Raw genomic sequence first — 22413 nt, 5'->3', positions numbered from 1 at the left:
CCGCAAAAGGAAAAAGGCAGCGGAAGCACGTGCAGAAACCCGCTGCCAGGCTGGTCTAGGGAAAGGCAAGGCGTAGTGTTAAACAGCGCCAGACGAGAGATCAGTTGGACGCGGTGCTCTCTGGAACTTCGAACACCCAGAAGGATCCACCCTGACTGACCTGCTTGGTCTGGTCAGCCATGTCGCCGCCCCAGAGCGGAACCGCACCGCCGTATCCCGAGGCGATGCCGACGTACTGCTTTCCGTCCATTTCCCAGGTGACCGGCTGCGAAACAACGCCGGACCCGGTCTGGAACTTCCATAGTTCCTTACCATTCTTGGCGTCGAAAGCTTTGACGAAGCCATCGCTCGTTCCGGTGATTACAAACCCACCCTTGGTGGTGAGCGTACCGGCCCATAGCGGCATCGGCTCAAGAGATTCCCAGGCAATTTTGCCTGTCACAGGATCAATTGCGCGCAACGCACCGATGTGGTCGTCAAACAGCTTGTGGATGCGGAAACCCTGACCGAGATATGCAGCACCTTTCTTATAGGTGACATTTTCGGTCCAGTAGTCTTCCGTCCAATCGTTGGACGGAATGTAAAACAGCTTCGTTTCAGGATTGTAGGACATCGGCATCCAATTGGTGCCACCAAGGAAATTCGGTGTGACCTTAATGGACTCGCCCTTGTCTTTACCCGGCAGCGGAGCCGGCGGTCGCTTGGAATCCGCTCCCTGCGGCTCATTGGGACGGCCCGTCGCAACATTCCAGCCGTTGGTCCAATTGATATCGCGTACGAAGGGCCATATCGCGAGCGCTCCGCCGGCCTGCCGCGAAATATCGCTGCTCTTGTTACCCTTGCGCTCCGTCATTTTGTCGAGATCGGTGATGAACAAGAAGCCATTGCGATCGGCATGGGCGCCGGCGCGGATCGTCTTACCGTCCTTCTCAAAGTCAAAAAGGAGGATTGGGTTATTGCCCGAATAATCCCATGCATCGTTCGGCGTATGCGAAAAGAAGCCAATCAAGTTACCCGTTGTCGGATCGACATAGGCTTGACCAGATGTGAAAAGGCTGTCGCCGGGGGTACGATAGTGCGCATTCCAAGGCGCCGGGTTGCCAGATCCAACGACGATCGTGTTGGTCTTTGCGTCAAACGAAGCCGTCTGCCACGGCGCGCCTCCGCCGTGATGCCAAGCCTCAACCTTTTCGCCCTTCGCGTTGTTAGGCCAGGATGGCGCGTTCGCATCACCCGTCGTCGTTGAATCCTTGCCGTTCAACCGCCCCATATGCCCTTCAACGAGAGGCCGCATCCAAATTTCTTCCCCAGTGTCGGGATCGCGAGCATAGAGCTTGCCCACCGCACCAAACTCGTCACCAGAGTTCCCGTGGATCAGCAAAACTTTACCGGTCTTCTGATCCTTGATGATCGATGGCGCGCCGGTGAAAGCATAACCAGCTTCATGATCGTCGAACTTTTTCGACCAGATGACTTTGCCCGTATCTTTGTCGAGCGCCGTCATGCTGCCATCGAGCTGGCCGAAGAAAACTTTATCGCCATAGATTGCAGCACCGCGACTGACGACGTCGCAGCACGGGCGGATATCGTCGGGCAAGCGCGCGCTGTAGGACCAAAGCTTTTTACCCGACTTTGCATCAAGCGCGAAGATGCGCGAATAGGATGCCGTGATGTAAATAACGCCGTCGTGCACAAGCGCTTGGCCTTCCTGGCCGCGCTGTTTTTCATCGCCGAACGAGAACGTCCATTTCGGCTTCATCATGCCGATGTTGTTGACGTTGATCTTATCGAGTGTGCTGTAGCGGAGCATGTGCTGCCCCATTCCGTACGTCAGAACGTCGTTGGTGGTCTTATCGTCGTTGGCGAGATCTTCGTAGGTAACGGATTTAGTCGTGTGAGCACCTTCTGCGCTCATCGCTCTAAAATCTGCGGTGGAAATAGCGAGCGTCGCCGTGGCCGCGAATAACGCCGCGCGGCTTACGCAATGGTAAAATTCCCTTGCCATGCGTTTTCTTCTCCCAGTTTTGATTTTTGCCTCGCGTTTGATCTCGATCGCCCGGTCATTGTTTCTTGGGCAGACGATCGACCAAACTCGGAAATGCAGTTTGAAAATAAATTGCAGCCTATGTCATCGGAGCGAGAGACCGCTCGGTGGCTACGTGTCTCGCAATTGAGACAGATGGCAGGTCAAACAATATTGCGACGTTCAGAGACGAACTCTCAGGCGGCGGTTGTGCCGAGGATCCCGAGCTTTTTCATTTTTCGATATAGGGTGGCCCTCCCGATACCGAGATCCCGCGCCGCCGCCGACACATCGCCTTTCGAGCGAGAAAGCGCGCGTTGGAGTTCCGCTCGTTCAGCGGCCTTTAGATCCGATAACTGTCTCTCTGCTGTGAGAATGTCCGAGAGCGGACGACAAAGTGCATCTTCCGAAAGTCTCAGAATCTGGCGCGCTCCTCGAGTCGCACCCATAACGATGTCGTAGCGATCGACGGCAAGCAGTGAGGAATAACGCATGCCGTGACCCGGCGCGACAACGATGCGACAGCTCGGAAATGCTTCACGGAAATTCTCGTTTTCGATTTTTCGCGCGGAATCGGAAACCACCATCGCAATAAGCGCAGCTACCGCTCCTATCTGGTCGTCACCGAGGCAAGACGACACGTCCAAAACCGCCGCCAAACGCGCGTTTTCGTCGAAAATCGGGGCGCCGATGCAGCTCATTGCGGCATTGCGAATATGGAAATGCTGATTGCCAAGAATGGACACGAGACGTTGCTCAGCCAGACAGGTTCCTATGCCGTTTGTACCCTCATTGCCTTCACTCCAGACCGAGCCGGTATAAAGCCCCCATTTTCCGAACATCTGGTCGTCCGTAGGCTTCGCGCGGTGGTCGAGAACCAATCCCTCGGAGTTTGCAAGCAAGACGCAGCAGCCAGAGTAACCCACGCCTTTGAAAACATGATCGAGTATCGGTCCCGCGCTTCTCATCAAACGACCGAGCCGCTCGGTCGACTTTTTTACAATCGATGTCTCGACCCTTTCCGGACGTAAGGCGGCTTCAGGGTCAAGCTTGTGATAAAGCAATGATCGACGCCACGACGCGGCAAGTGACGATCGCGCCGCTGATGAAATAGATTCCACAGCAGCGCGTACATAGTCCCCATGACTTTCGCGGTCATTTCTTCCGAACTCGTTCATCTTGAGCTCTGCGTATGCGGAGGTTCCCAATGGAATAGTCCTGCGCAACAGGCGACGAGGCGAAACTGTTCATCGCCGCTCGAAAAAGCAATTCGACCTACGTAGAGAGAAGCCTTTTCTCTTCCTTATTCAGCAATCAGAGCCATCAATTCGAACAACGACCGCCAATTGTTTACGCGATCGACAGGGAATAATTCCTGGAATGATTTCGAAATATTTTGCGTTGGAAGGAATAGTTCACTCACTGGCTTTTTCGTTGCGCTTCGCTTGACCCAACCGTTTCCCGATAGCGTGAAAATGCCAACAACGTTTGACCTTCCGAAACCGGGCGCGATCATCCCGCCACGCAACGTGGCGCGATTATGAGCCGCGACGGGTTTAACGGCCGCGCCGGAAAGCGTGGCTATGCGGAAAAATAAACCGCATACTTCGAGCAACCCGAGACGATTGAAATATCCGCAGGCGCCGCTGCACCCTGCGATACGTTACCTTCCGCTCCTTGGCTTAGAGCCCCAGGAACTTGAAAGGTTCGGTTTCCTTGAATTGACCGTTGGCCACACCAGCGTAAATGTGCGTCTGGTTAGGACCGAGGTCGAGTTTCATCACCTTACCGGTTTCTTCGGAGAAGTTCAGTTTCGTCAGATCGACCCAGAAGATGTTTGGCGTGAGCACTGATTCAAAAAAGTAGAGCTTGCGCTTCTGATCGGCGACTGTCCGCCAGCGCGTCGAGGATATATTAGGCTGGTCAGGCGTCGAGATGCCGAACGGAACGGAGACATTACGGATTACGCTGAAGGCGCTGGCGATGGCCTCGACCGGATCCTCGCTCTTCGGGATTGCATTCACATAGAAGGCGGCGCGCGCAAAACGATCCGACGCGCGATTTGTGCCGGGCAGCATGACGGTGCCGCCAATGTCTTTCCAGTATTCATTCAGGGCTAGCTGCTTTTCAAAGGTGGGGGAATTGGTCATCACCTGATAGTCGCGGTTGTGATGAATGACCTGCTTGCCATCGATATACTCGATGATCGCGCTGTCGCCGCCGGCATCCGAGAGCGAGAGATGCAAAGTGGCGAGCTTGTTATCGCCGGGCACGTTGTCCGTGACGATAGTGAAGGGTTCCTTTGCCAGCGCATCGACGGCTTCATCCACCGTGGCGAAATTGTCGAGGACATATTGCGCCCAGGCCGCGATCGATAGACCGGGCATCCTACCGTCGTATTTCGGGTAGGAGGATTCGACCAGCCACAGCACATTGGCGACAAGCCCGGCCTCGTTCATGCCATCCGTTGTCGAGATGTCATAACCCGAGGCGATAACGCTGCCGTATTTCGACGTCCATTGGATCGAATTCGGTCCCGCTTCTCCAGACCGCCTCATGCCGCGCGGGAACATCCAAATGTTGGTCCCGACATCGGTCTTCCAGTCCATGGAACGTGCCGTGATCACTTCATCATTGGCTCCGTGGTAGACGAAGCGCGTGCAGGCGTAGGCCGCGGAAGATACCATCACGCCCGCAGACATGAGGACCGCAGTGCAGGTCGTGACCGAACGTCTCATTGTGGCCATCCCGGTTCAGCGATGCCAATTGCTTCTAGCCAAATCCTATGAAGGCGATCCTGCCGAAGAAAGTCAAATCCGCTCAATTGGGCAAGCGTTGCCCGCTCCGACGCCCGCGAGTAGCGCGGTCGAGATTGGCACCTACCGCAAAGCGGAGATGGCCGACGCCGCGTGTCGCCATTTCGCCAGCTCTTGCCGGAAGAGAAGCGCAAACCACACATAGCGCAAAGGCGAAGGACGCAATTCTCATAATGCTGGACCACCGCGGCCAGATCTCAGGCACAAGCAATCTCAGCCCTGCGCGCCGGGCAGAAGATAGTTCTGAAGGAGATAATTGAGGCCCCGCATCCAGGATTCATCCGTATTGTTCCTGAGATCGACGCTATGAATGAACGTCACTTTCCGCTTCGCGACGTCCGCCATATAGACATTAATGTTGAGAATGAGATTCGAGATTTTCTGCACGCGAATCCAGGCGACGTGCTCGACATTGAGATCGCGCCCGTAATCAAATTCACAGCCACCGCAGGCGCCGACAAGCTGTCCGGCATCGATCTTTTGCTGCTCAGAGGCTGGAACAGGGACAAAGGTATACTTGCCGGAGGCTTCGAGCTGTTCTTTGAAAGCCGTCGAAATCATATTCAAACGATTTTTCTCGGCGTCGGTCGTCGGCTCATAGCCCTCGTTGTCATTCTGGAAGTGGACGCCCAGCAACGCGATGCGTTGCGGCTCCGCATAGGCGGTGCCTGCAAAAATTACGGCAGTCATGAGCCCAGCGATTGCCATCGCGCAAAGACTCGACATAACCCGACGAAGCGCTTCGGCGCGCGCGGATTGAAGCGTACTGTCAAACATGATGCCATCCGTTCGCATGGGTTGAAGGAAAGTATCGCCAAATAGCGTTTGGCTAATACTGCCAAGCTATCGTAAAAGTTCACAACGGCGGATCGCCCGACTTTCTTTGGGCATTTCACACGATCTTCGCCGTGCTTTCTTCCCACCTGCGCCTCGTTGCCCTAACCATTGGACTCCTAAGGAGCCCGTGGCTATGGATCTCAAATGGCTATTGGTGCGCCGCATCGTGTTCGTCGCATTGGCTTGCTTTATCGCAGGTTCGGCTTTCACGGTTGTCGCGACTGCCAACAAAGTAAAGCGCCAGAACGAACGGCTCGCGGATTCCGTCGGCCGTCAGCTTGACCTTCAATTGGTCCGCATCGGAACAGCCATAGATACACCCCTGAGATTTCCCGATTGGGATATGGTGACGTCGTTCGTTCTGCAGCCAGGGCAGTGCATCAGATTTCTCGACGTCAACGGCTCGATTTTGAGGTCTAGCTGTCAAGGCGTGAACGCAGCGGCGATCACCGCCCCGGATTGGTTTCTCTCAGCGCACCGCATGTTTCTCGATGCGAAAGCATCTGCGTCTTACCCAATATCATACCGGGGAAAGCTTCACGGAACCGTCGTGAGCAGTTCCGAGCCTCTCGCGACCGCAAACCAGGCCTGGACCACGATAGCTCCAATGCTCGGTCTATCTGCAGCTCTTATCGCAACGCTCTGCATCGTAACTTACTGGGTCATTGATCGCGCCTTGGCGCCGACCAAGGAAATCCTCGGCGGCCTCAATCGCTTGGCCCAGGGCGAACTCGAATGCCGGTTGCCGGCATTTCAACTCGCCGAACTCAATCGGATCAGCGAGGTCTTTAACGCGTTATCGCGTGACCTTTCCAAAGCCACAGCCGATAGAGCCGAATTGGCGCGCAAGCTCGTAGACGCGCAAGAACAAGAAAGACTGCACATCGCACGAGAGCTTCACGATGACGTTGCGCAACAGCTGAGCGGCATAAACGCCGTTGCGGCTTGTGTCCGCAGCAAGGTCAACCGCAATGATCCTTCCGCGACGCAAGACGCGAACGAGCTCGAGACGATGACCTCGGAGCTGATGATCTCCCTGCGAAAGACGCTCACGTACTTGCGCCCTCCCGAAATCGACGATCTCGGGCTTATCGAGAGTCTGCGAAATTTGGTTGAGAAGTATAATAGTCTCGCCCAGGGCAGCACGCGTTATACACTGGAAACGAACGGCAACCTTGAAGACTTGAGCTCCGAAGCAAGCGCTCATGTTTACCGCATTATCCAGGAAGCATTGAACAATGCCGCGCGTCACGCCCACGCTTTGAACGTGAAAGTGATGCTGCACAAATTCAACGAATCCGGAACCGATAAAATCGAAGTCTCGGTCGACGACGATGGTTGCGGGCGGCCTTCGCAAAATACGAGCACATTCGGCGGCTGGGGGATGATCGGCATGCGCGAACGCGTTCTCGCATTGAGCGGACGGTTTGCCGCCGGCCCCAAACCCTCGGGCGGCTTTGGCTTGCGTGTTGAATTTCTAGCCCGGCCGAGAACCTGACGATGGAGAAAATCCGTGTTCTCCTCGTTGATGACCACGCCGTTGTGCGGCAGGGATATCGGCGTCTGATTGAAAGCCAGGACGGAATCGACGTTGTTGGCGAGGCAGGCGATGCCGCCTCCGCCTATCAGTCGTATAAAAATCTTACGCCTGACGTGACTGTCGTCGACATCTCGATGCCCGGAAGAGGCGGCATCGATCTCGTGCGTCAACTCCGTCTCTACGATTCCGAGGCACGAATTCTCATGTTCACGATGCACGCGAACGCATCCTATGCCGAACAAGCATTCAAAGCCGGTGCGCAAGGCTACGTGACCAAAAGCAGTCCGCCTGACGTTCTCATCAGCGCCATCCGCACCGTGTTCTCGGGACGTCCCGCACTCTGCGCAGAAATCAACAGCGCGATCGCAGCCAGCCGGCTGTTCAACGAGGACACCGCGCTCGAAACTCTGTCCCCACGGGAGTTCGAAATTCTGCGTATGATTTTAGATGAGAAAACCACCGACGAAATCGCCCAAGCTTTCAACCTCAGTCCGAAGACCGTTGCCAATTATCATTACGCAATCAAGTCGAAGCTGGGAGTGCGAACGGACATCGAACTTGTCTACTACTGCCTGAGGCAAGGTCTGGCGACGCCACCCATTTCGTAATGTGACGCGATCCTGGAACTCGCTAGGACGGGCAGTTTTCCCAAGCATTAGCAGGCAAATCGCCATTGCCATGAGATCCCCACTCGAATTCTATGAAACGGCCGTGCGGCAGGTCGCACCGAGGACGAGGAGATGAGCATGAGGGTTCTGGTGGCGGGGTTGGCGAGCTTGGTTCTCGCAGTGCTATCCAATTACGCGTTGGCTCAAAACGATCAAATCTCCCGCTTGGCCACCGACAAGATGGAAAATTTCAAGCTCGATAGCATCGCATGGAAAGATGAGCCGCTCCTCCCCCACGGTGCCAAGAGCGCGCTTGTGATCGGCGATCCCGCCAAGCCCGGCGTCTTCATGGCCTATCTCAAGTTCCCCGCGAACTATGAGATCCCCGCCCATACTCACCCCTTTGCCGAAGTCGTCACCGTACTCAAAGGCACGGTCTGGAATGGTATGGGAGAAAAGCTGGATCGGAAGAAGGGCGACAAGATGAGTGTCGGCGGCAGCTTCACATTGCCCGCCAGCCACGCCCACTACCTGTGGAACGAGGATGAGAGCGTCGTTCTACTCACCGCGACAGGTCCGTGGAACATTAAGTACGTCAATCCTGACGACGATCCGCGTAAATAAAGGCTCAGCCCGACTGCATCAGCCGGTTCAGACTGGAGCGACTGCTACATTGATGCTGTGAACAGCGCAGCTATCGGCGAGATCTGCCTTTCTGCCTGGATTAAGCGCGTTGATGTTGACATCAGTACCAGGAGCCGCCCAACGGCTCTTGTGCGCGAGGATGACGCCCATCGGCACGTCTGTTGAAATGGCAAGCCGCAATGTAATTCCGCCGGTTGGGTTTGTGATCCTCACGCGCGCACCATTCGCAATTCCACGCTGCCGCGCATCATCTGGGTGCATGAAGGCCTCTTCCACCCCAAGCTGTTTCAGGTTCTTGGGATCATTTCCGAAGCTGCTGTTCATCAGCCATTTCGATGCCGGAGATAAAAGACGAAGCTCGCCACCCTCAGGCCTCGCCTCGGCCGACGGGAAAGGCGCGCGCGGAAGTCCCGCATCAATGAAAGCGCTACCACTCAGTTCGATTTTGCCTGAGCGCGTTTTGTAATCGTGAAGCTCGAACTGCACCACGGGTTCGACTGGATGAACTATTGTGCCCAATGCTGCCAATTCATCGAACGTCAAACCCGGCTTTGCTTGATCAAGGATCTTACCGAGCATGCTTGTGTCCGATTCAAAAAGCTCCGGCTCCATAAGGCCCATCGCCGCCGCGAGACGCCTGAAGATTTCCTGGTTAGGCAACGTCTCCCCAAGGGCCGGCATTGCCTTCACTTGCGCTGAAATGGAGAAATTGAAATACGACATTACCACGTCGTCGAACTCGAGAAAGCTCGCGGCCGGAAGCACATAATCAGCGTAATTCGCGGTATCCGTCTGAAAGAGGTCCAGCGTAATCTGGAGCATGTCTTCACGCTCGAGCGCTCGCCTCAGCCGCCGTTGTTCGGGGCTCGATACGGCGATGTTATTGTTCCAAGTAAAGAGCGCCTTCGTCTGAGGCGACTCCACGCGACTCGCGAGATCCATGTGGCTGATCGCAGGCACAGGCGTTTGATTGATGTGGGTCGCCGTCAAATAGGCCGGATCGACACCGCGCGCGTCCCAACCATTGAGATAGAGAAAACCGGCCCCACACTTTCCGATGTTGCCAGTAGCTGCCGGTAAAAGTCCGACCGCGCGCATGGCATTGCCGCCGAAGGATTGGCGCTGGAAGCCTTGCCCCATCCATAGCAGCGAAGGTCCCGCTGAATACAAGAGCGCCGCATCTTGGATGAGGCGTGCGGGCACGCCCGTCATCGCTTCACCCCACGCTGGGGTGCAAGCATCCAATTGGCAATCGATCTCGTCCCAGCCGATCGAGTGCGCAGCCAGGAAAGTCTGATCTATTCGACCCGCTGCCCGTATAGCGTGCAACATCGCAAACGCCAGCGAACCATCTGTCCCTGGATAGAGCTGCAAATGAATATCAGCCGCAGCTGCGGTCTCATGGCGAATAGGATCGATGACAATCTTGGTCGCGTGCGTCTCTGAGAGCCAATATTGATGGATATGCGGCGCCGATGTCGACGGATTGGCTCCCCAGATCATCACGCATTCAGAGGCGTCGATGGTGCGCGGATCGAAACCGCGCATCGAGTCTCCGTACATCAATTGCAACGCGACGTGGCCTGCCTTGTTGCACACTGTATCTGGGTCGACCTCGGTCGCACCAATGCGATTGAAGAACCGCATTGGAAATGTGCCAGCGATTAGAGAGCATGTTCCAGTATAATGGGTATGCAGTATCGCCGCTCCACCGTCGCGGTCGCGTATCGCGTTCAGGCGATCTCCGATGTCAGCAAGCGCATCATCCCAGCTTACGGCCTCAAAAGCTCCTGCGCCTTTGGGTCCGATACGTTTTAACGGACGGACCAAACGAACGTCCGGATCCCGCCAAGTACCATTATAGGCAATCGAACATTTTCCGCACAACGCGCCTCTACTGACACTGTGATTGGGATCGCCCACGACGTTAATGACGCCGTCTTCCGACTTTCTCACCACGATCCCGCAGGCATCGTAGCAATCGCGAGGGCATGTCGTGCGGATTGCGGTGCGGTCCGTCATCGCCGAACTCCTGCAGGCCAGTCAGCCCACATTACTAGCGATAATCCCCCGACTCAAACATTCATCGCGGTATTGACGACTTTGGGACAGGCGTGGCGAGGCCCAGCCAAAATCGGACTTCAGGCGCCAGCAACTTTCTAGAAGTCCTCTGGCTGCTGCGGCGCATTCTGCCGATGCTATAAGCGCAATGAAGGCGACGTTCCGCATGCTGCCCCGGCCAACCGCGTTAAATGACGCTCACGCTATAAGTCCAAATTTGCAGTAAGTCTCGCGCTGACTAAAATAAGTCGTTTAAAACCATAACGTGGCGCCGCTATCGTATTGCGATCATATCGCAGAGCGACCTACCGAATAAGCAACCGCCGCCGAATTGATGCGCCGATAAAGAATACAAAAATCAACGTCAGAATTTTCTGCGTAGCCTCAAGTAAAGTCGCGACCATGCCTTGACGTCCTTGCGGTCCGCTGTTGCCCAGGCAGGCATCGATACGAGCGTCGCGGGCTTCATTCTCGGACGCAACAATCAACGCGTTTTTGACCGACAAGTCCAAGGCCGCAGACAGTGCATCGCCCTCCGGACCGTTCCGACAGGGAAGCGTTTGGTGTGAAACGAAATTATCGAAACCCGCTCTGCTTAACGGGAGTGTGCCGCTGTTCACCAAATACAGCGGCGGAAAAATTACAAACGCAAACAAGAAAAGCCAAAGCGTAGGACGAAGCCAGCTCTGCCCGTAATTTGCAATCAACCCATAGAACCTACTAGCGACACCACCACCTAGTTTCAGCTCGCGTACCAGCAAATCTGCCTCGGTTCGTTTCTCGTCCGCTTGTCCGGAAATCGAGCCCGTCTGTCTGAGCCAATACAAACTACACGGGGCCCCGGCCGCAGTTTTGGGTGCCGGGTGCCCTCTCGCCTATTCGCAAAGGGGCGGGTGGCCTTTCGCCTATTGGCCACGCGCACAGCATCTCGGGTGTCTCGCAAGGTCTTAGGCGCGGAGTGATGACGTCTCGCGCTACTGACGGCGTTGTTCGTCGAGAGTTTCCAGCCACGCCTTTATCTCGCGCGCTGGCCAGCCCTTGGCACGTTCGCCTAGACGCATGGCTTTTGGGAAACGCCCGTCCGCTTGCATGCGCTTGATCGTCGTATGTGAGATGCCCGTAAGGCGCACAACGTCCGGCACGCGAAGCATTGTGTCGTCTGCCGGCATTGGCTCAGGCGCGCTTGCAAACGTCATCGCCTGACGTATCGCCATCAGTTTTCGGGACTTTCCAAAAATCTCAGTCCAGCGCTCAACCAAGCAACCGAATTCAAACTTAGTCAGGCGACGGCCGTCCAGGTTCTTCTGGGTGCGCCACGTGTCGACGACGTCAAGCGCAGAAGCCTCTCTGAAGTGGTCGGCGCGCGGCATGCGCTCGTAGTCTCGGCGCTGCGCTTCCCACTCCACAGCACGTGCTTCCGCTTGATCTGCTGTTAGCTTGGACATGTGCGGTCGACCTTCTGTGTCCGCCACACATATTGTCGGTGATTTGCGCTATCAGGCAAAACAGCCTGAGACGCCAAGTTGCGCAAGCTTCCGAAGTCTATTTGCCACGGATACGCCACGGCGCGCGAATTTGACGCCTTTTCAGTATTCCTATAATTTCGAGATTTATCTGTAAAATCAGTTGGTTGCGGGGGCTGGATTTGAACCAACGACCTTCAGGTTATGAGCCTGACGAGCTACCGGGCTGCTCCACCCCGCGTCACCAATCGGCGTGCTGATCGAGCGACGCCATCCGGATAAGTAAGGCCGCTCGTTTCGGAGCGGCCCAGACCGCGGCTATAGCACAAAAAATCCGGGTGGGAACCCCTTGTGACGGTTTTTCTGCAATGGACCGATCGGCGCAGCCGAACGCCGGGAGACCGTGCCGTCGCTGCTCGACCGTGCGCGGTGCAGGGTCGCCTTTTCCGAAGCGTCATCCAACACTGGAAACGCAGCACAGGGGGTGCCGCAATCTAATCTCGCCGCGCTACTGGATCTTGGAGGATAAGCGCCTCGTCTCACGCGCCGCGAACCTGATGCAGGCCATCTTTCACAGGATCAGCGCCGGAATTCGGGGCTTTGCGGCGCTGAACGTTTTCAGCAGTCGGCACGCCCAATTTGCGCGAACTTTTTTCGTCATCCGACGTTGCGAACTTGCGGCGCGAGTCCGGATGGTAACACTTGAAGCGACAACCCACAGGCAATTCGCGCTGCCCCCTCGAAGGCGGCTCGCGGGCATGCCAACATTTCGAAAGTTAGAGTCTTCAAGCGCCCGCAGCTATCGCTTCGAGAGGTTCGCGAGATGACCAATTTGGTACTGCTAAATTCCCAGCGCGCAAAGAAAGACGAGCAGGAACGGGCCGACCTCGTGAATGGCCTCAAAGAGCTGCTTGCAAAAGCCGAACTCGGCGAACTCAAAGCCGTTTGCTACGCTTCCATCGCAACAGACAATGAGAGCATCACGCTCGGCATTTTGAAGGGCGGCTCCACGGGGCTGCACGAGATGGTCGGAGCTTCGCAAATTCTTGCGGATGCGTTGTTAGAGTCGGCGAGGAACTAAGGCACTCTTCGCCCAGCGGCTGCCAAGGCCACATTCATCAGCGTACGACTGCTGACGAATGAATGGACTGCGTGCCCGATCATTTCACGCCGAGCGACTGACGGATCGTTTCAAGCGCCGTTCTGGACGCTTGCAGATGATTGCGGGTTCGTTCCGAGTAATTTTTCATCCGCTCGGCGAACGACAATTCCTGCTTGGAGCGAATATCCTTCGACAGGCGAAAATCGACCCAGATGACATTGTCCTCAGACATGACGTGCTTCCGGCTATTGGCGTCCGTTAATCCTAGCCGGATCGCCATACGTCGCGATCCTGGCCGGATCGAGATGTGCAAGCCGCGTGCCTGTTAACTGTCTGAAATTTCCGTTGCGATTTCGAAGGTCAGTGGGTCACCCGAACGGCGGCATCGTAAATCTGTTCACCGAGAAGGTAGGCGCCGAGCCAGGCAAGGCCGGCCGCCAAGATTAAAAAGATTGCCCACTTCGCGAAGCGTTGGTTTCCGGACGTCGAGGCGCGATCTTCCTGAGGCATGGCATCCCTTCCATCAAGCCTTGCAACACAAGCCGCCGAACATCAGGCGACGCTGCCGTTGCCTTCCCGTTTTTGAAACGTGTTCGATCCCTGCAGCTGGCTCATCACCTTTTCGAGCAGGCTTTCCATCAGCGTGCGCGCGCGGCGATTCAATGTCTGGTCGCTCGTCTCCGTGATCGATTGACCTAGATTGTGCGCGCTACGATAGCCGGAGCGCTCCGGTATCGATCCGACCAACGCTTCGTAACCTGCGGTCTCGATATATTTTCGAGCCGCATGCTCCTCACGCTGCTCGAGGAGGCGGCAGAGCGCGACTGCGAGACGCTCTTTTGGAATCCCCATCTGCTCCAGTTCGTAAAGAAGCAGAACGGTCGGATACAAATCATCGGTGCTCGCTCCCGTTGGCAGGATAACGACTTGCGAAGACCGCGCGATATCGAGCGTAACGGGACTTGCGTGTCCGGGCGTGTCGACGATGATGAGATCGAAACCGTTGATGTTCGCCAGGACATCTTCGAATGTCGTGTAGGCTTCCGCTTCGACGGGATATCCATTCCCGCGCGCGGAGCGCGTCCTGGCCCAGCGCACAGACGTCTGCTGATTTACATCGAGATCGGCAAGCTTCACTTTCAGTTTGCCGCGTGCCGCGATGGCGGCGAACGCCCGCGCGAGGGTACTTTTTCCCACGCCGCCTTTCTGACCCACAAACGATACGACGACCGGCATTGCCTTCCTCTCCCTACCGCCGGCTTAGGACTAGGCGGACCCCTCGCAATGGGTTGAGCTTAGCACGCGGGCGGGCGCTCGCGACGGCCTTGTAAGAGCCGCGCGAGAAAAGTCTCGGCCATAGTTTACTGAGATCGTGCCGACGGCCTGTCCGAGGCTTCTCCTCCGATCCAGACTAAGACTGTCTCAAATTTGCACAGAGTCGCGGCAAAGCGATGGGGCGCTCAGTGCCAGAATGCGGGGTTTGTCAGCATCCCGATGACGCCTGTTTGCCAGCCGAGTTTCGCGCCTGGGACCGTGTCTGGCGTCAGGTCCTTCGCCCGCGCATCGACGGATGACCCTCGCGCTGAGCGTGCAACGGACTTCGCAGACCGGGATTTCGATACGTTCGATTTCGCCGCCTTTGCACGCGTGCTTTTCGGCTTGCTGGAAGCCGAGGACGGCCGCGCTCGCAGCACTGCGACGCGCGCCGAAGTTTGCGCGTCCGTTCGGGGATCGTCTGCAATGGACGGAACAGGTGCCGAGTTCTCGCGATCGGTTGCGACACTCGCTGGCGACGACGCCTGATCGCCGGAAAATTTGGCGCTGAGCTCTTCGGCCGCTTTGCGGGTCTCGTCCGCCGCCAGTCTGGTATTGGCGAGGCCGGCACGAGCTTTCGCTGGCATGAATTGCGGCAGGGGCGCGTTGTCCTGCCGAACCTGTTCAGAACCGACCGCCGGCATGCTGAAGACGCCGACAGCGAAGAGAACTTCCAGAGCAAAAATACGCATGGAACACTGCCCTTCTCCCCAGGAGATTTCACCTAAGAAGCAAGGCGGCAGCGTGACCGAATTATCCGTATCGTGATGATTTCGCGCGTGCTTAAACGCGTCGGATCAATCGGCGTGCGCGCTCGGGAGAAGAAGATACAGTCGAGCCTTGCGCAGCGCCTCGCTCACCCAGGTACGCATCGGCGGAGGCAAGGGCTTCAGATATTTCAGAAGAGATGAAGCACCGGCGCTGAAGTTCAGTTTCAGCGCTTCTCAGCGCATCACGCAACTGCCTGACCAGCGGCTGAAGTGCTGTGTCAGACGACCCATTTACCCACGCCACTCCCGACTCCTATTTCCATGACTGCATACCGCGCCGACTTTCGCGCAGCGCCACAATCAAACGGAAATCATGGGCAACGTATGGCTCGGCGCGCGAGAGAGACAAAAAATTTCGCATGCGCGGGATGGACGCATCCTTCCTTGTTGTCGGTCCGATCAAAAGGACAGCGAGACTAACGGCTTAGCGGAGCGCCCGAGTTCGCGAGCGCTCCGGACGCTTTGCTCAACCGCCGCCCGCAAGCTGCGTCGCCATTGCGGCGATGGTCCGCTGATAGACCTCAGCCTTATTCCATTGGCCGATGACGCCATAGTTTGCCGATCCGGGCTGCCATGAGCCGCCGCGCTGCCAGCCGTGGCTTGCGAGGAAATTCGCGGTCGAGGCCAGGATGTCCGGCACGCTGTGCACGAGATCGCGATGGCCGTTGCCGTCGAAGTCAACGGCATAGCGGACATAGGGCGTCGGCAAAAACTGCGTCTGTCCAATTTCGCCGGCCCAGCCGCCGCGCAATTGGCTCGGCGACAAGTCACCGCGACCGACGATCCGGATCGCATCCAGAAGCTGACTAGTGAAGAATTCGGAACGGCGGCAATCGTAGGCCAGCGTCGCGAGCGACCGCAGGATCGAATAGCGTGCCGAGGCGTCGGCGCCGTAATGCGTTTCCAATCCCCAGATCGCGACGATCACCGCTCCCGGAACGCCGAACCGCTTTTCGATGCGGTCCAGCGTGGCGCGATGCGTGCGCATCAAAGACTTGCCGCGATTGATGAGGGCGCCGTTGACCCGGCGCGCATAGAATTGCTGAAAGCTGAGCTTGAAGGAATGCTGCGAGCGATCAAGGCGAATGACGGTCGGGTCGTACGTAACGCCTGACAATGCGCGCGAAACCGTCTCGGGTTTAATGCCCTGCGCGGCCGCCCGGGATTTGAAGCCTTGCAGCCAGGCATCAAAGCCTTGCGGACCGTTACCACATTGGGCGGCGACGCCGGCCGTTGCCGACGCGCACAGCGAAGCGAATACGAGCGCGACCCGCAACGACGCGCTTCTCGAGAAGCTTGGATTCAAACGCATGAGGACTCTGCTTTTACTGACACAATGGGCGATTACCAGCCACTGTAGCAGATCCGGTGCACGCGCATATCGTAGCCGTTATCGAAATAGCAGCCGGGCTGGATGGGCCTGGACGCGTAATAGTTGTCGAATGTCGGCGGAGGGGGCGGCGGCGGCAGAACCGCGACAACGCTGCGCACACGTGGCGCCGGCCGTACACGTTGAACCGGCTTCACTCTTCGCACGCGTTTCACTCGGACCACGGGAGCACGTCGGACGACGGGCGGACGCACGACGACGACTTCGACGACCGGATCGCAACCTCTGAAGTCCGGCGGGTGATATCCGTAGCGATCGAACCCGCAGCCGCGATAGGTCGCTTCTGCGGTCGCAGAAAGGGCGACGCTGGCCAGCACCGCAGCCAGGGCGGCGATGCCGTGTCTCGCGCTCAACATGCACTTCTCTCCTCTACGCCCGACGGTGCAGATCATAGAGTTGATGGACGAGGTAAATTTATCGCAAAAATGCCGCGTGCATCGCGGATCAGCATTAAGAGAATGCTGAAATCTGGCCGCGCAAAGCGGAGTGATCGCGGCTCGGTCGACACCAAACCGAAACGAGCCCAGCCCGTAGCGAAGCAAGCGGCCGGGCTCGGTCTCATTTGTTACCGGAAAATTACCAGCGGCCGCGGTGGCCCCAGTGGCCGTGGCCGTAATACGCTCCGAAGCGATACGGATAGCCGGCGTAGTAGGGGTATGGCCGACGATAGGGGCGGCTGTAATACGTCACGACCGGTGCGTCGTCTTCATAGTAGTATTCGTCAGCAGGCTCGTAGTAGCGGCGCTCCACAATGCGTTCTCGTTCGACGACGGGGGCGCGCTCTTCGATGACCGTTTCCTGCTCGTCGTAGCCGCCGAAATCAGCGGCCGACGCGACGCCCGGCGCAAAGCTGGCGATTACCGAGGCCGCAACGGCAGAGATCAGAGTTTTCATGGCGATGACTCCAAGTCAAACTGACTGTGAGAAACGCCGTCCGGCCTGAATGGTTGCTGAATGCAGAAGCGCTGGCGAGGGGTGGGCCGTAGTGCTCCCGGCTGAAAAAAGAGAGCGTAAACTATTGTCAGCTACCGGCGTTGGTTCTCCCGGGCCGGCGGGACGACACCCCGGCTGGCTCCCGTTACCATAGGCCAAAGTCACGTTTACGGCGGCAGCCTTTTCCCTGTACTAAGCGTCGGCGCGGGGAGAATAACGTTACATTCCGCGGATAAATTTTATATCGCATTCCGATATATATTCCCAATACCCCGCCTTCCGGCAGCGGCGAATTGGCGCCGCGGAACGCTTGAAAGGCGGCGGCCATTCGCTAATAGGAAGTTGCCGGACTATCAGGCTGGATTCCCGAGTCGTCATCCCTCCGCTCTGCCCGCCAAAACAGGAGCCACCTTTGGTCACCAAAAATCCGAAATCGTCTCCGGCGTCCAAGACGGCGGCGCGGCGCAAAAAGTCGACTGTGACGAAAGCGAATTATGAAGCGCTCGCGGAATTCCGCTGGGAGCTGCGAAAATTTCTTGCCTTCAGCGAGGCGGCCGCGAACGGCGCGGGCGTTACCCCACAGCAGCATCAGCTGATGCTCTCGGTCAAGGGCGCGCCCGGACGAGACTCTCTGAGCGTCGGAGAGATCGCCGACCGGCTGCTGCTTCGCCACCACACCGTCGTCGAGCTTGTCGACAGGCTCTCGGATCTCGGCCTGGTGGAGCGCAATCCCGATCCGACCGACGGGCGGAAAATTCAGGTCTCGCTGACGAAGTCCGGGAACGCGACCATCGACAAGCTGTCGACGATCCATGTCGAAGAACTGAAAAGCATTCGTCCGACGCTGCGCAAGCTGTTGCGGACGTTCCAGCGGCGCTAATGCCGCTTTAGGCCGCTACTCCGCGCCGGCATCCTTCTCCACTTTCGGCTTTGCGAACGTCGAACCCGCTTCCTTGAACTTCATCGCATGCGCATCTTCGGCGGCGCCCGGAACCTCGGCGACAATGCCGAAGGGCAGCGGCTCATCTTGGGCGTAGCGCTTCCCAAGCCGGTAGGCGATTTCGGCGCGCGCCGTTTCAACGCCGAGATAGAAGGCGTGTCCCACGTCGTCGCCAAGCTGAAGGTTCGGATAGAGTTTGAACGGATCGTCTGACACGTAGTGACCGTTGCGGTTGTAGATGTGCACTCCGTCCTCGGCCACTTCGATGCGATAATTCTTATCGCGCAGCACCGCCGCGAGCGCTTCGATTTCGGCGGGCGTAGACGCGAAACCCTTGCGATCGCGAAGCGCCATCAATCCCATGCCGAAACCTTGCGGTAGCGCGTCGGCCTTGCGCGCGGCGAAGAATTCACGGCGGGCGCGATCGAATTCCTTGATCGCCGTACGGCAATGCGGGCTGACTTGCACGGCGAGTACGGCCGTCACGTGCAGTTCCGAGCACATGCCCATGAGCACGGCGTTGATGCCGGTCGTATCGGCGTCGGTCAACTCGGTGACGTTGCCGATGCCCATGAGGATCGGAACATCGGGGCGGCGCTTGCGCAGATCGTAATAGCGCGCGACCGAGGCCGTGAATCCGTAGTGAATGGGATCGAGGATCGGATCGGCATAGAACGGCTTGCCCTTGGCGATCATGATGTCGATCGCGCGGTCGAGGGACTCCATGTCGGCGGCGCCCGCGGACACGAGGATCGGAACGGCCGGCCCCTCGTCCGCAATCGAGATCGTCTTTTCGGACAGGCTCAGAAGATAGTCCGCGCCCGCGCGCGTCGCGCGCGACAGCTCGTCGGCGCGGAAGGAGTCGACGCTGACCTTAGCTCCGTCCGCGTGCAACGCTGCGATCGCATCCTCCAGATGCGGAAATGGACTGTCGGGCAAGCAACCGAGGTCGATCACGTTGGCGCCGTCGGCGCGCAGCTTGCGCGCGCGCTCGACGATCTGATCGCAGGTCATCAGCGTCGCATCGACGATCTCGGCGAAAATCGTGACGTCGTATTCGGTGAGATTGATCTCTCGCTGGGCGTGCCCGAGGTAGGACGGCAGGTCCGCGATCTCTTCAGGCCCCCGCTCGAAGCGCGTTCCGAAGAAGTCCGACAAGCGCTCAAGGTCGCCCCGGAAGCGTCCCGGCATGATGACCCGATCGATATCTTCCGGCAGCTTCAGGCGGCGCTCGACGATGTCCGCCGTCATCAGTGCCGCGACCTTGACGCCGACATTGGCGACGATCGGCTCGATGTCCTTATCGTTCAGATCGTCGACGATACGCTTGACGCGCGGCTCCGCCAACGATCCGGTTACCAAAACGACGCGCTTGGCCATTGGCCGGGGAATTCCCTTTCAAGATCGGTTAAACGGTGCATTGGCACTGAATGACCGCCGTTGCAATCTCTACAGCAGCGTAACGCGGCAAAGTAAAAAAGTATGCGCCTGCGCCGGGCGCGAGAGGCTGGAGCGTCCCCGAACATGAAGACATTGCTGCTCATCGGGATCGGGGCCGGAAATCCGGACTACGTGACGATGCAGGCCGTCAAGGCGCTGAATAGGGTCGACGTGTTCTTCGTTCTCGACAAGGGTGAGGCGAAGGACGATCTCGTCAAGCTCCGGACGACGATCTGCGAGCGTTTCATCACCAACCATGCGTACCGCATCGTCGAGGCCGCGAGCCCGGTGCGCGATGCCGGCACCCCTGATTACAAATCAGGTGTCAAATCCTGGCACGACGAGAAGGCCACGATTTTCAGCCGTCTCATTGCAACGGAACTCAAAGACGGCGAGGTCGGAGGCATTCTCGTCTGGGGCGACCCGTCGCTCTATGACAGCACGATCCGCGTCATTCAGCAGATTGTCGCCGAGGGAAAGATCGCCTTCGACTACGAAGTGATCCCGGGCATCACGAGCGTGCAGGCACTCGCGGCTCAGCACAAGATCGCGCTCAATGCGATTGGCGAACCGGTGCACATCACGACAGGCCGAAAGCTTCTCGAGGGTCTCCCTCAAGGCGTCGATACGGCCGTCGTGATGCTTGATAACGGATCGGGTCTTCGGGCGCTGGCCGACGAGGACGTCGCTATCTATTGGGGCGCCTACCTCGGCACACCGGACGAGGTTCTGGCTTCCGGAAAGCTTGCGGATCAGGTCGACGAGATCGAGCGTGTGCGCGCGGAGGAACGGGCGCGTAAAGGCTGGATCATGGATACATACCTGCTACGCCGGACACCGAGGCAATGAGCTAGCGTTTCGCGAAGCAGACGTCCCACGACGGCGTGTTCCCGAAACGATCGACGAGAAAATCAATAAAGACGCGAGTTTTTGCGGCGAGATAGCGGTTTGGCGCATAGAGCGCGTGGATCGTTAGATCGTCCGGCTGGTTCTCGGGCAAAACGATCTGCAAGCGTTTCGCGGCGATGTCCTTTCCGGCAATGAACGTCGGCAGCAACGCGATGCCAATGCCTTTCAGCGCCGCTTCGCGCAGCACGTCACCGTTGTTCGACGACAGGCAGGCGCCGATCGCCACGGAAACCGGTTCGCCTCTGTCGGTCAGATGCCAGCGCTGCATCGACGTCATATGGCCGTAACTCAGGCAGCGATGCTCCGCGAGGTCGGATGGGCTTTGCGGCGTGCCGTGCGCCTTCAGATAGTCCGGCGACGCAACGAGCACGATGCGAGCCGGAGAAATGCGCCGCGCAATCAAACTCGAATCCACCATTGCACCGATCCGCACGGTCACGTCGACGCCTTCTTCGAGCGGGTCGATGAAACGGTCGGTGAGGGTCAACTCGACTTTCAAATCGCTGTAGCGGATCATGAAGTCGGCGACGGCGTCTCCGAGGTAAAGCGTGCCGAACGACATCGGCGCGTTGACCTTCAGGACACCCTTCGGCTCGTCGTGGAGACGGGAAATCTGGGCTTCCGTCTCGTCCACCTGCGCGAGAATGGCGAGACAGCGCTCGTAGTAGGCGAGGCCCGCCTCGGTTGGCGTCACGCGCCGCGTCGTGCGGTCGAGAAGCCTGGCGCCGAGCGCCTGCTCCAACTCCATGACGGCCTTGCTGACGGCAGAGCGCGTTAAATTGAGCCGTCTTGCCGCCTCCGCGTAGCTGCCGCTCGCGACGACTTTTGCGAAGGCGTTCATCGCTTCCAGCTTATCCATTTTGTATCCAAATTGGAACCAGACTGGCAACTATATCCATGATTGCTCGTTTTTCGTCAACGAACCATATTCCCTCTCATCGAACGAGTTGCATGGACGGAGAAGGCATTCGCAATGACCAAGGTTCTTGTTCTCTACTATTCCAGCTACGGCCACATCGAGACGATGGCTGGGAGCGTTGCGGCGGGCGCGCGAGAAGCCGGCGCCGAGGTCGTGATCAAACGGGTGCCAGAGCTGGTGCCGGAAGAGATCGCACGCAAATCGCATTTCAAGCTCGACCAGGCCGCGCCGATCGCGACCGTCGACGAGCTGCCGAACTACGATGCGATCATTATCGGTGTTCCGACGCGCTTCGGAAACATGCCGGCGCAGATGAAGAACTTTCTCGATCAGACCGGCGGCCTGTGGGCTGGCGGCAAGCTGATCGGAAAGGTCGGCAGCGTATTTACGTCCACCGCGACCCAGCACGGCGGCCAGGAGAGCACGATCCTTTCGACGCACACCGTGCTGCTTCATCACGGCATGGTGGTGGTCGGGCTGCCCTATTCGTTCCAGGGGCAGATGGGCGTGAAGGAGGTGACTGGCGGCTCGCCGTACGGCGCTTCGACGATCGCGGACGGCGATGGCTCGCGACAGCCTTCGGCAAACGAACTGGCCGGGGCGCACTTCCAGGGCCGTCACGTCGCACAGATCGCGGCGCGTCTCGCTGGCTGACAACCGCTGGATCGTCGCCGAATTGGCGACGGTCCGCACACGCCGCCAC

Annotated in this window: 23 protein-coding genes and 1 tRNA gene; 7 read left to right on the top strand and 17 right to left on the bottom strand. The window is 58.0% G+C overall.

Annotated features, from left to right (window positions below; genetic code table 11):
- Positions 1-100 precede the first annotated feature (100 nt).
- The 4 genes from HYPGJ_RS13545 to HYPGJ_RS13525 all read right to left on the bottom strand — a co-directional run bounded on the left by HYPGJ_RS13545 (position 101) and on the right by HYPGJ_RS13525 (position 5529).
- Complete coding sequence (locus tag HYPGJ_RS13545; RefSeq protein ID WP_244466142.1) at positions 101-1915, bottom strand: methanol/ethanol family PQQ-dependent dehydrogenase; 1815 nt, start codon at positions 1913-1915, stop codon at positions 101-103.
- A gap of 305 nt (positions 1916-2220) precedes the next feature.
- Positions 2221-3201: a helix-turn-helix domain-containing protein gene (locus HYPGJ_RS13540; RefSeq protein ID WP_046848413.1), complete on the bottom strand. Its 981-nt coding sequence runs from the start codon at positions 3199-3201 to the stop codon at positions 2221-2223.
- 504 nt (positions 3202-3705) lie between these two features.
- Entirely contained in the window at positions 3706-4761 is a 1056-nt protein-coding gene (locus tag HYPGJ_RS13530; protein ID WP_046848412.1) for a linear amide C-N hydrolase, read from the bottom strand.
- A gap of 291 nt (positions 4762-5052) precedes the next feature.
- On the bottom strand, positions 5053-5529 hold the full coding sequence (locus HYPGJ_RS13525; RefSeq protein ID WP_244466140.1) for a DUF3280 domain-containing protein: 477 nt from the start codon (positions 5527-5529) through the stop codon (positions 5053-5055).
- A 280-nt stretch (positions 5530-5809) separates the two neighbouring features.
- Here HYPGJ_RS13525 and HYPGJ_RS13520 point away from each other — a divergent pair, with 280 nt between their 5' ends.
- The 3 genes from HYPGJ_RS13520 (at position 5810) to HYPGJ_RS13510 (ending at position 8448) form a co-directional block, all read left to right on the top strand.
- Positions 5810-7174, top strand: a complete 1365-nt coding sequence (locus tag HYPGJ_RS13520; protein WP_046847610.1) for a sensor histidine kinase — start codon at positions 5810-5812, stop codon at positions 7172-7174.
- A 2-nt stretch (positions 7175-7176) separates the two neighbouring features.
- On the top strand, positions 7177-7824 hold the full coding sequence (locus HYPGJ_RS13515; protein ID WP_200185737.1) for a response regulator transcription factor: 648 nt from the start codon (positions 7177-7179) through the stop codon (positions 7822-7824).
- Positions 7825-7962: 138 nt separating this feature from the next.
- Positions 7963-8448, top strand: a complete 486-nt coding sequence (locus tag HYPGJ_RS13510; protein ID WP_046848410.1) for a cupin domain-containing protein — start codon at positions 7963-7965, stop codon at positions 8446-8448.
- A 27-nt stretch (positions 8449-8475) separates the two neighbouring features.
- On the opposite strand, the gene HYPGJ_RS13505 is transcribed toward HYPGJ_RS13510, so the two are convergent.
- From HYPGJ_RS13505 to HYPGJ_RS13490, 4 genes are all read right to left on the bottom strand, one after another.
- The gene (locus tag HYPGJ_RS13505; protein WP_046847608.1) at positions 8476-10491 is read right to left on the bottom strand and encodes a molybdopterin-dependent oxidoreductase; all 2016 of its coding nucleotides are present in this window, start codon (positions 10489-10491) and stop codon (positions 8476-8478) included.
- A 344-nt stretch (positions 10492-10835) separates the two neighbouring features.
- Entirely contained in the window at positions 10836-11357 is a 522-nt protein-coding gene (locus HYPGJ_RS13500) for a hypothetical protein (protein WP_143440529.1), read from the bottom strand.
- 147 nt (positions 11358-11504) lie between these two features.
- The gene (locus HYPGJ_RS19350; RefSeq protein WP_083984129.1) at positions 11505-11975 is read right to left on the bottom strand and encodes an AlpA family phage regulatory protein; all 471 of its coding nucleotides are present in this window, start codon (positions 11973-11975) and stop codon (positions 11505-11507) included.
- A gap of 182 nt (positions 11976-12157) precedes the next feature.
- Positions 12158-12234 (bottom strand) — tRNA-Met (locus HYPGJ_RS13490).
- A 582-nt stretch (positions 12235-12816) separates the two neighbouring features.
- Here HYPGJ_RS13490 and HYPGJ_RS13480 point away from each other — a divergent pair.
- Positions 12817-13074, top strand: coding sequence for a hypothetical protein (locus HYPGJ_RS13480; RefSeq protein ID WP_046847605.1), 258 nt, complete (start codon positions 12817-12819; stop codon positions 13072-13074).
- Between the two features lie 79 nt (positions 13075-13153).
- On the opposite strand, the gene HYPGJ_RS13475 is transcribed toward HYPGJ_RS13480, so the two are convergent.
- From HYPGJ_RS13475 to HYPGJ_RS13450, 7 genes are all read right to left on the bottom strand, one after another.
- On the bottom strand, positions 13154-13327 hold the full coding sequence (locus HYPGJ_RS13475; RefSeq protein ID WP_244466139.1) for a hypothetical protein: 174 nt from the start codon (positions 13325-13327) through the stop codon (positions 13154-13156).
- A gap of 128 nt (positions 13328-13455) precedes the next feature.
- Positions 13456-13605, bottom strand: coding sequence for a hypothetical protein (locus HYPGJ_RS19345; RefSeq protein WP_013216989.1), 150 nt, complete (start codon positions 13603-13605; stop codon positions 13456-13458).
- Positions 13606-13647: 42 nt separating this feature from the next.
- A complete protein-coding gene (locus HYPGJ_RS13470) occupies positions 13648-14331 on the bottom strand; it encodes a ParA family protein (protein WP_046847603.1) in 684 nt (227 codons plus the stop codon).
- A 224-nt stretch (positions 14332-14555) separates the two neighbouring features.
- Entirely contained in the window at positions 14556-15101 is a 546-nt protein-coding gene (locus tag HYPGJ_RS13465) for a hypothetical protein (RefSeq protein ID WP_046847602.1), read from the bottom strand.
- Positions 15102-15645: 544 nt separating this feature from the next.
- Positions 15646-16491, bottom strand: coding sequence for a lytic murein transglycosylase (locus HYPGJ_RS13460; RefSeq protein ID WP_083984128.1), 846 nt, complete (start codon positions 16489-16491; stop codon positions 15646-15648).
- Positions 16492-16523: 32 nt separating this feature from the next.
- On the bottom strand, positions 16524-16925 hold the full coding sequence (locus HYPGJ_RS13455) for a hypothetical protein (protein ID WP_046847601.1): 402 nt from the start codon (positions 16923-16925) through the stop codon (positions 16524-16526).
- A 220-nt stretch (positions 16926-17145) separates the two neighbouring features.
- Positions 17146-17463 carry a hypothetical protein gene (locus tag HYPGJ_RS13450; protein ID WP_046847600.1) on the bottom strand — a complete coding sequence of 106 codons (318 nt, stop codon included), beginning with the start codon at positions 17461-17463 and terminating at the stop codon, positions 17146-17148.
- A 451-nt stretch (positions 17464-17914) separates the two neighbouring features.
- Between HYPGJ_RS13450 and HYPGJ_RS13445 the strand changes: the two genes are divergently transcribed.
- Complete coding sequence (locus HYPGJ_RS13445) at positions 17915-18382, top strand: MarR family transcriptional regulator (protein ID WP_083984127.1); 468 nt, start codon at positions 17915-17917, stop codon at positions 18380-18382.
- Between the two features lie 15 nt (positions 18383-18397).
- Here the strand turns inward: HYPGJ_RS13445 and HYPGJ_RS13440 are convergent, their stop codons facing one another.
- Positions 18398-19822 (bottom strand): DUF6513 domain-containing protein, encoded by a 1425-nt coding sequence (locus tag HYPGJ_RS13440; protein ID WP_046847599.1) that lies wholly within the window; start codon positions 19820-19822, stop codon positions 18398-18400.
- A gap of 144 nt (positions 19823-19966) precedes the next feature.
- On the opposite strand from HYPGJ_RS13440, the gene cobF reads away from it, so the two are divergent.
- The gene (gene cobF, locus HYPGJ_RS13435; protein ID WP_046848406.1) at positions 19967-20731 is read left to right on the top strand and encodes a precorrin-6A synthase (deacetylating); all 765 of its coding nucleotides are present in this window, start codon (positions 19967-19969) and stop codon (positions 20729-20731) included.
- Position 20732: 1 nt separating this feature from the next.
- Here the strand turns inward: cobF and HYPGJ_RS13430 are convergent, their stop codons facing one another.
- Positions 20733-21650, bottom strand: coding sequence for a LysR family transcriptional regulator (locus HYPGJ_RS13430; protein ID WP_046847598.1), 918 nt, complete (start codon positions 21648-21650; stop codon positions 20733-20735).
- A gap of 114 nt (positions 21651-21764) precedes the next feature.
- On the opposite strand from HYPGJ_RS13430, the gene wrbA reads away from it, so the two are divergent.
- Positions 21765-22364, top strand: coding sequence for an NAD(P)H:quinone oxidoreductase (wrbA, locus tag HYPGJ_RS13425; protein ID WP_046848405.1), 600 nt, complete (start codon positions 21765-21767; stop codon positions 22362-22364).
- Positions 22365-22413 lie beyond the last annotated feature (49 nt).

It is taken from the genome of Hyphomicrobium sp. GJ21 (genome assembly GCF_001006785.1).
Lineage (GTDB): Bacteria > Pseudomonadota > Alphaproteobacteria > Rhizobiales > Hyphomicrobiaceae > Hyphomicrobium_B.
This window is presented reverse-complemented; position numbering and strand designations above follow the sequence as displayed.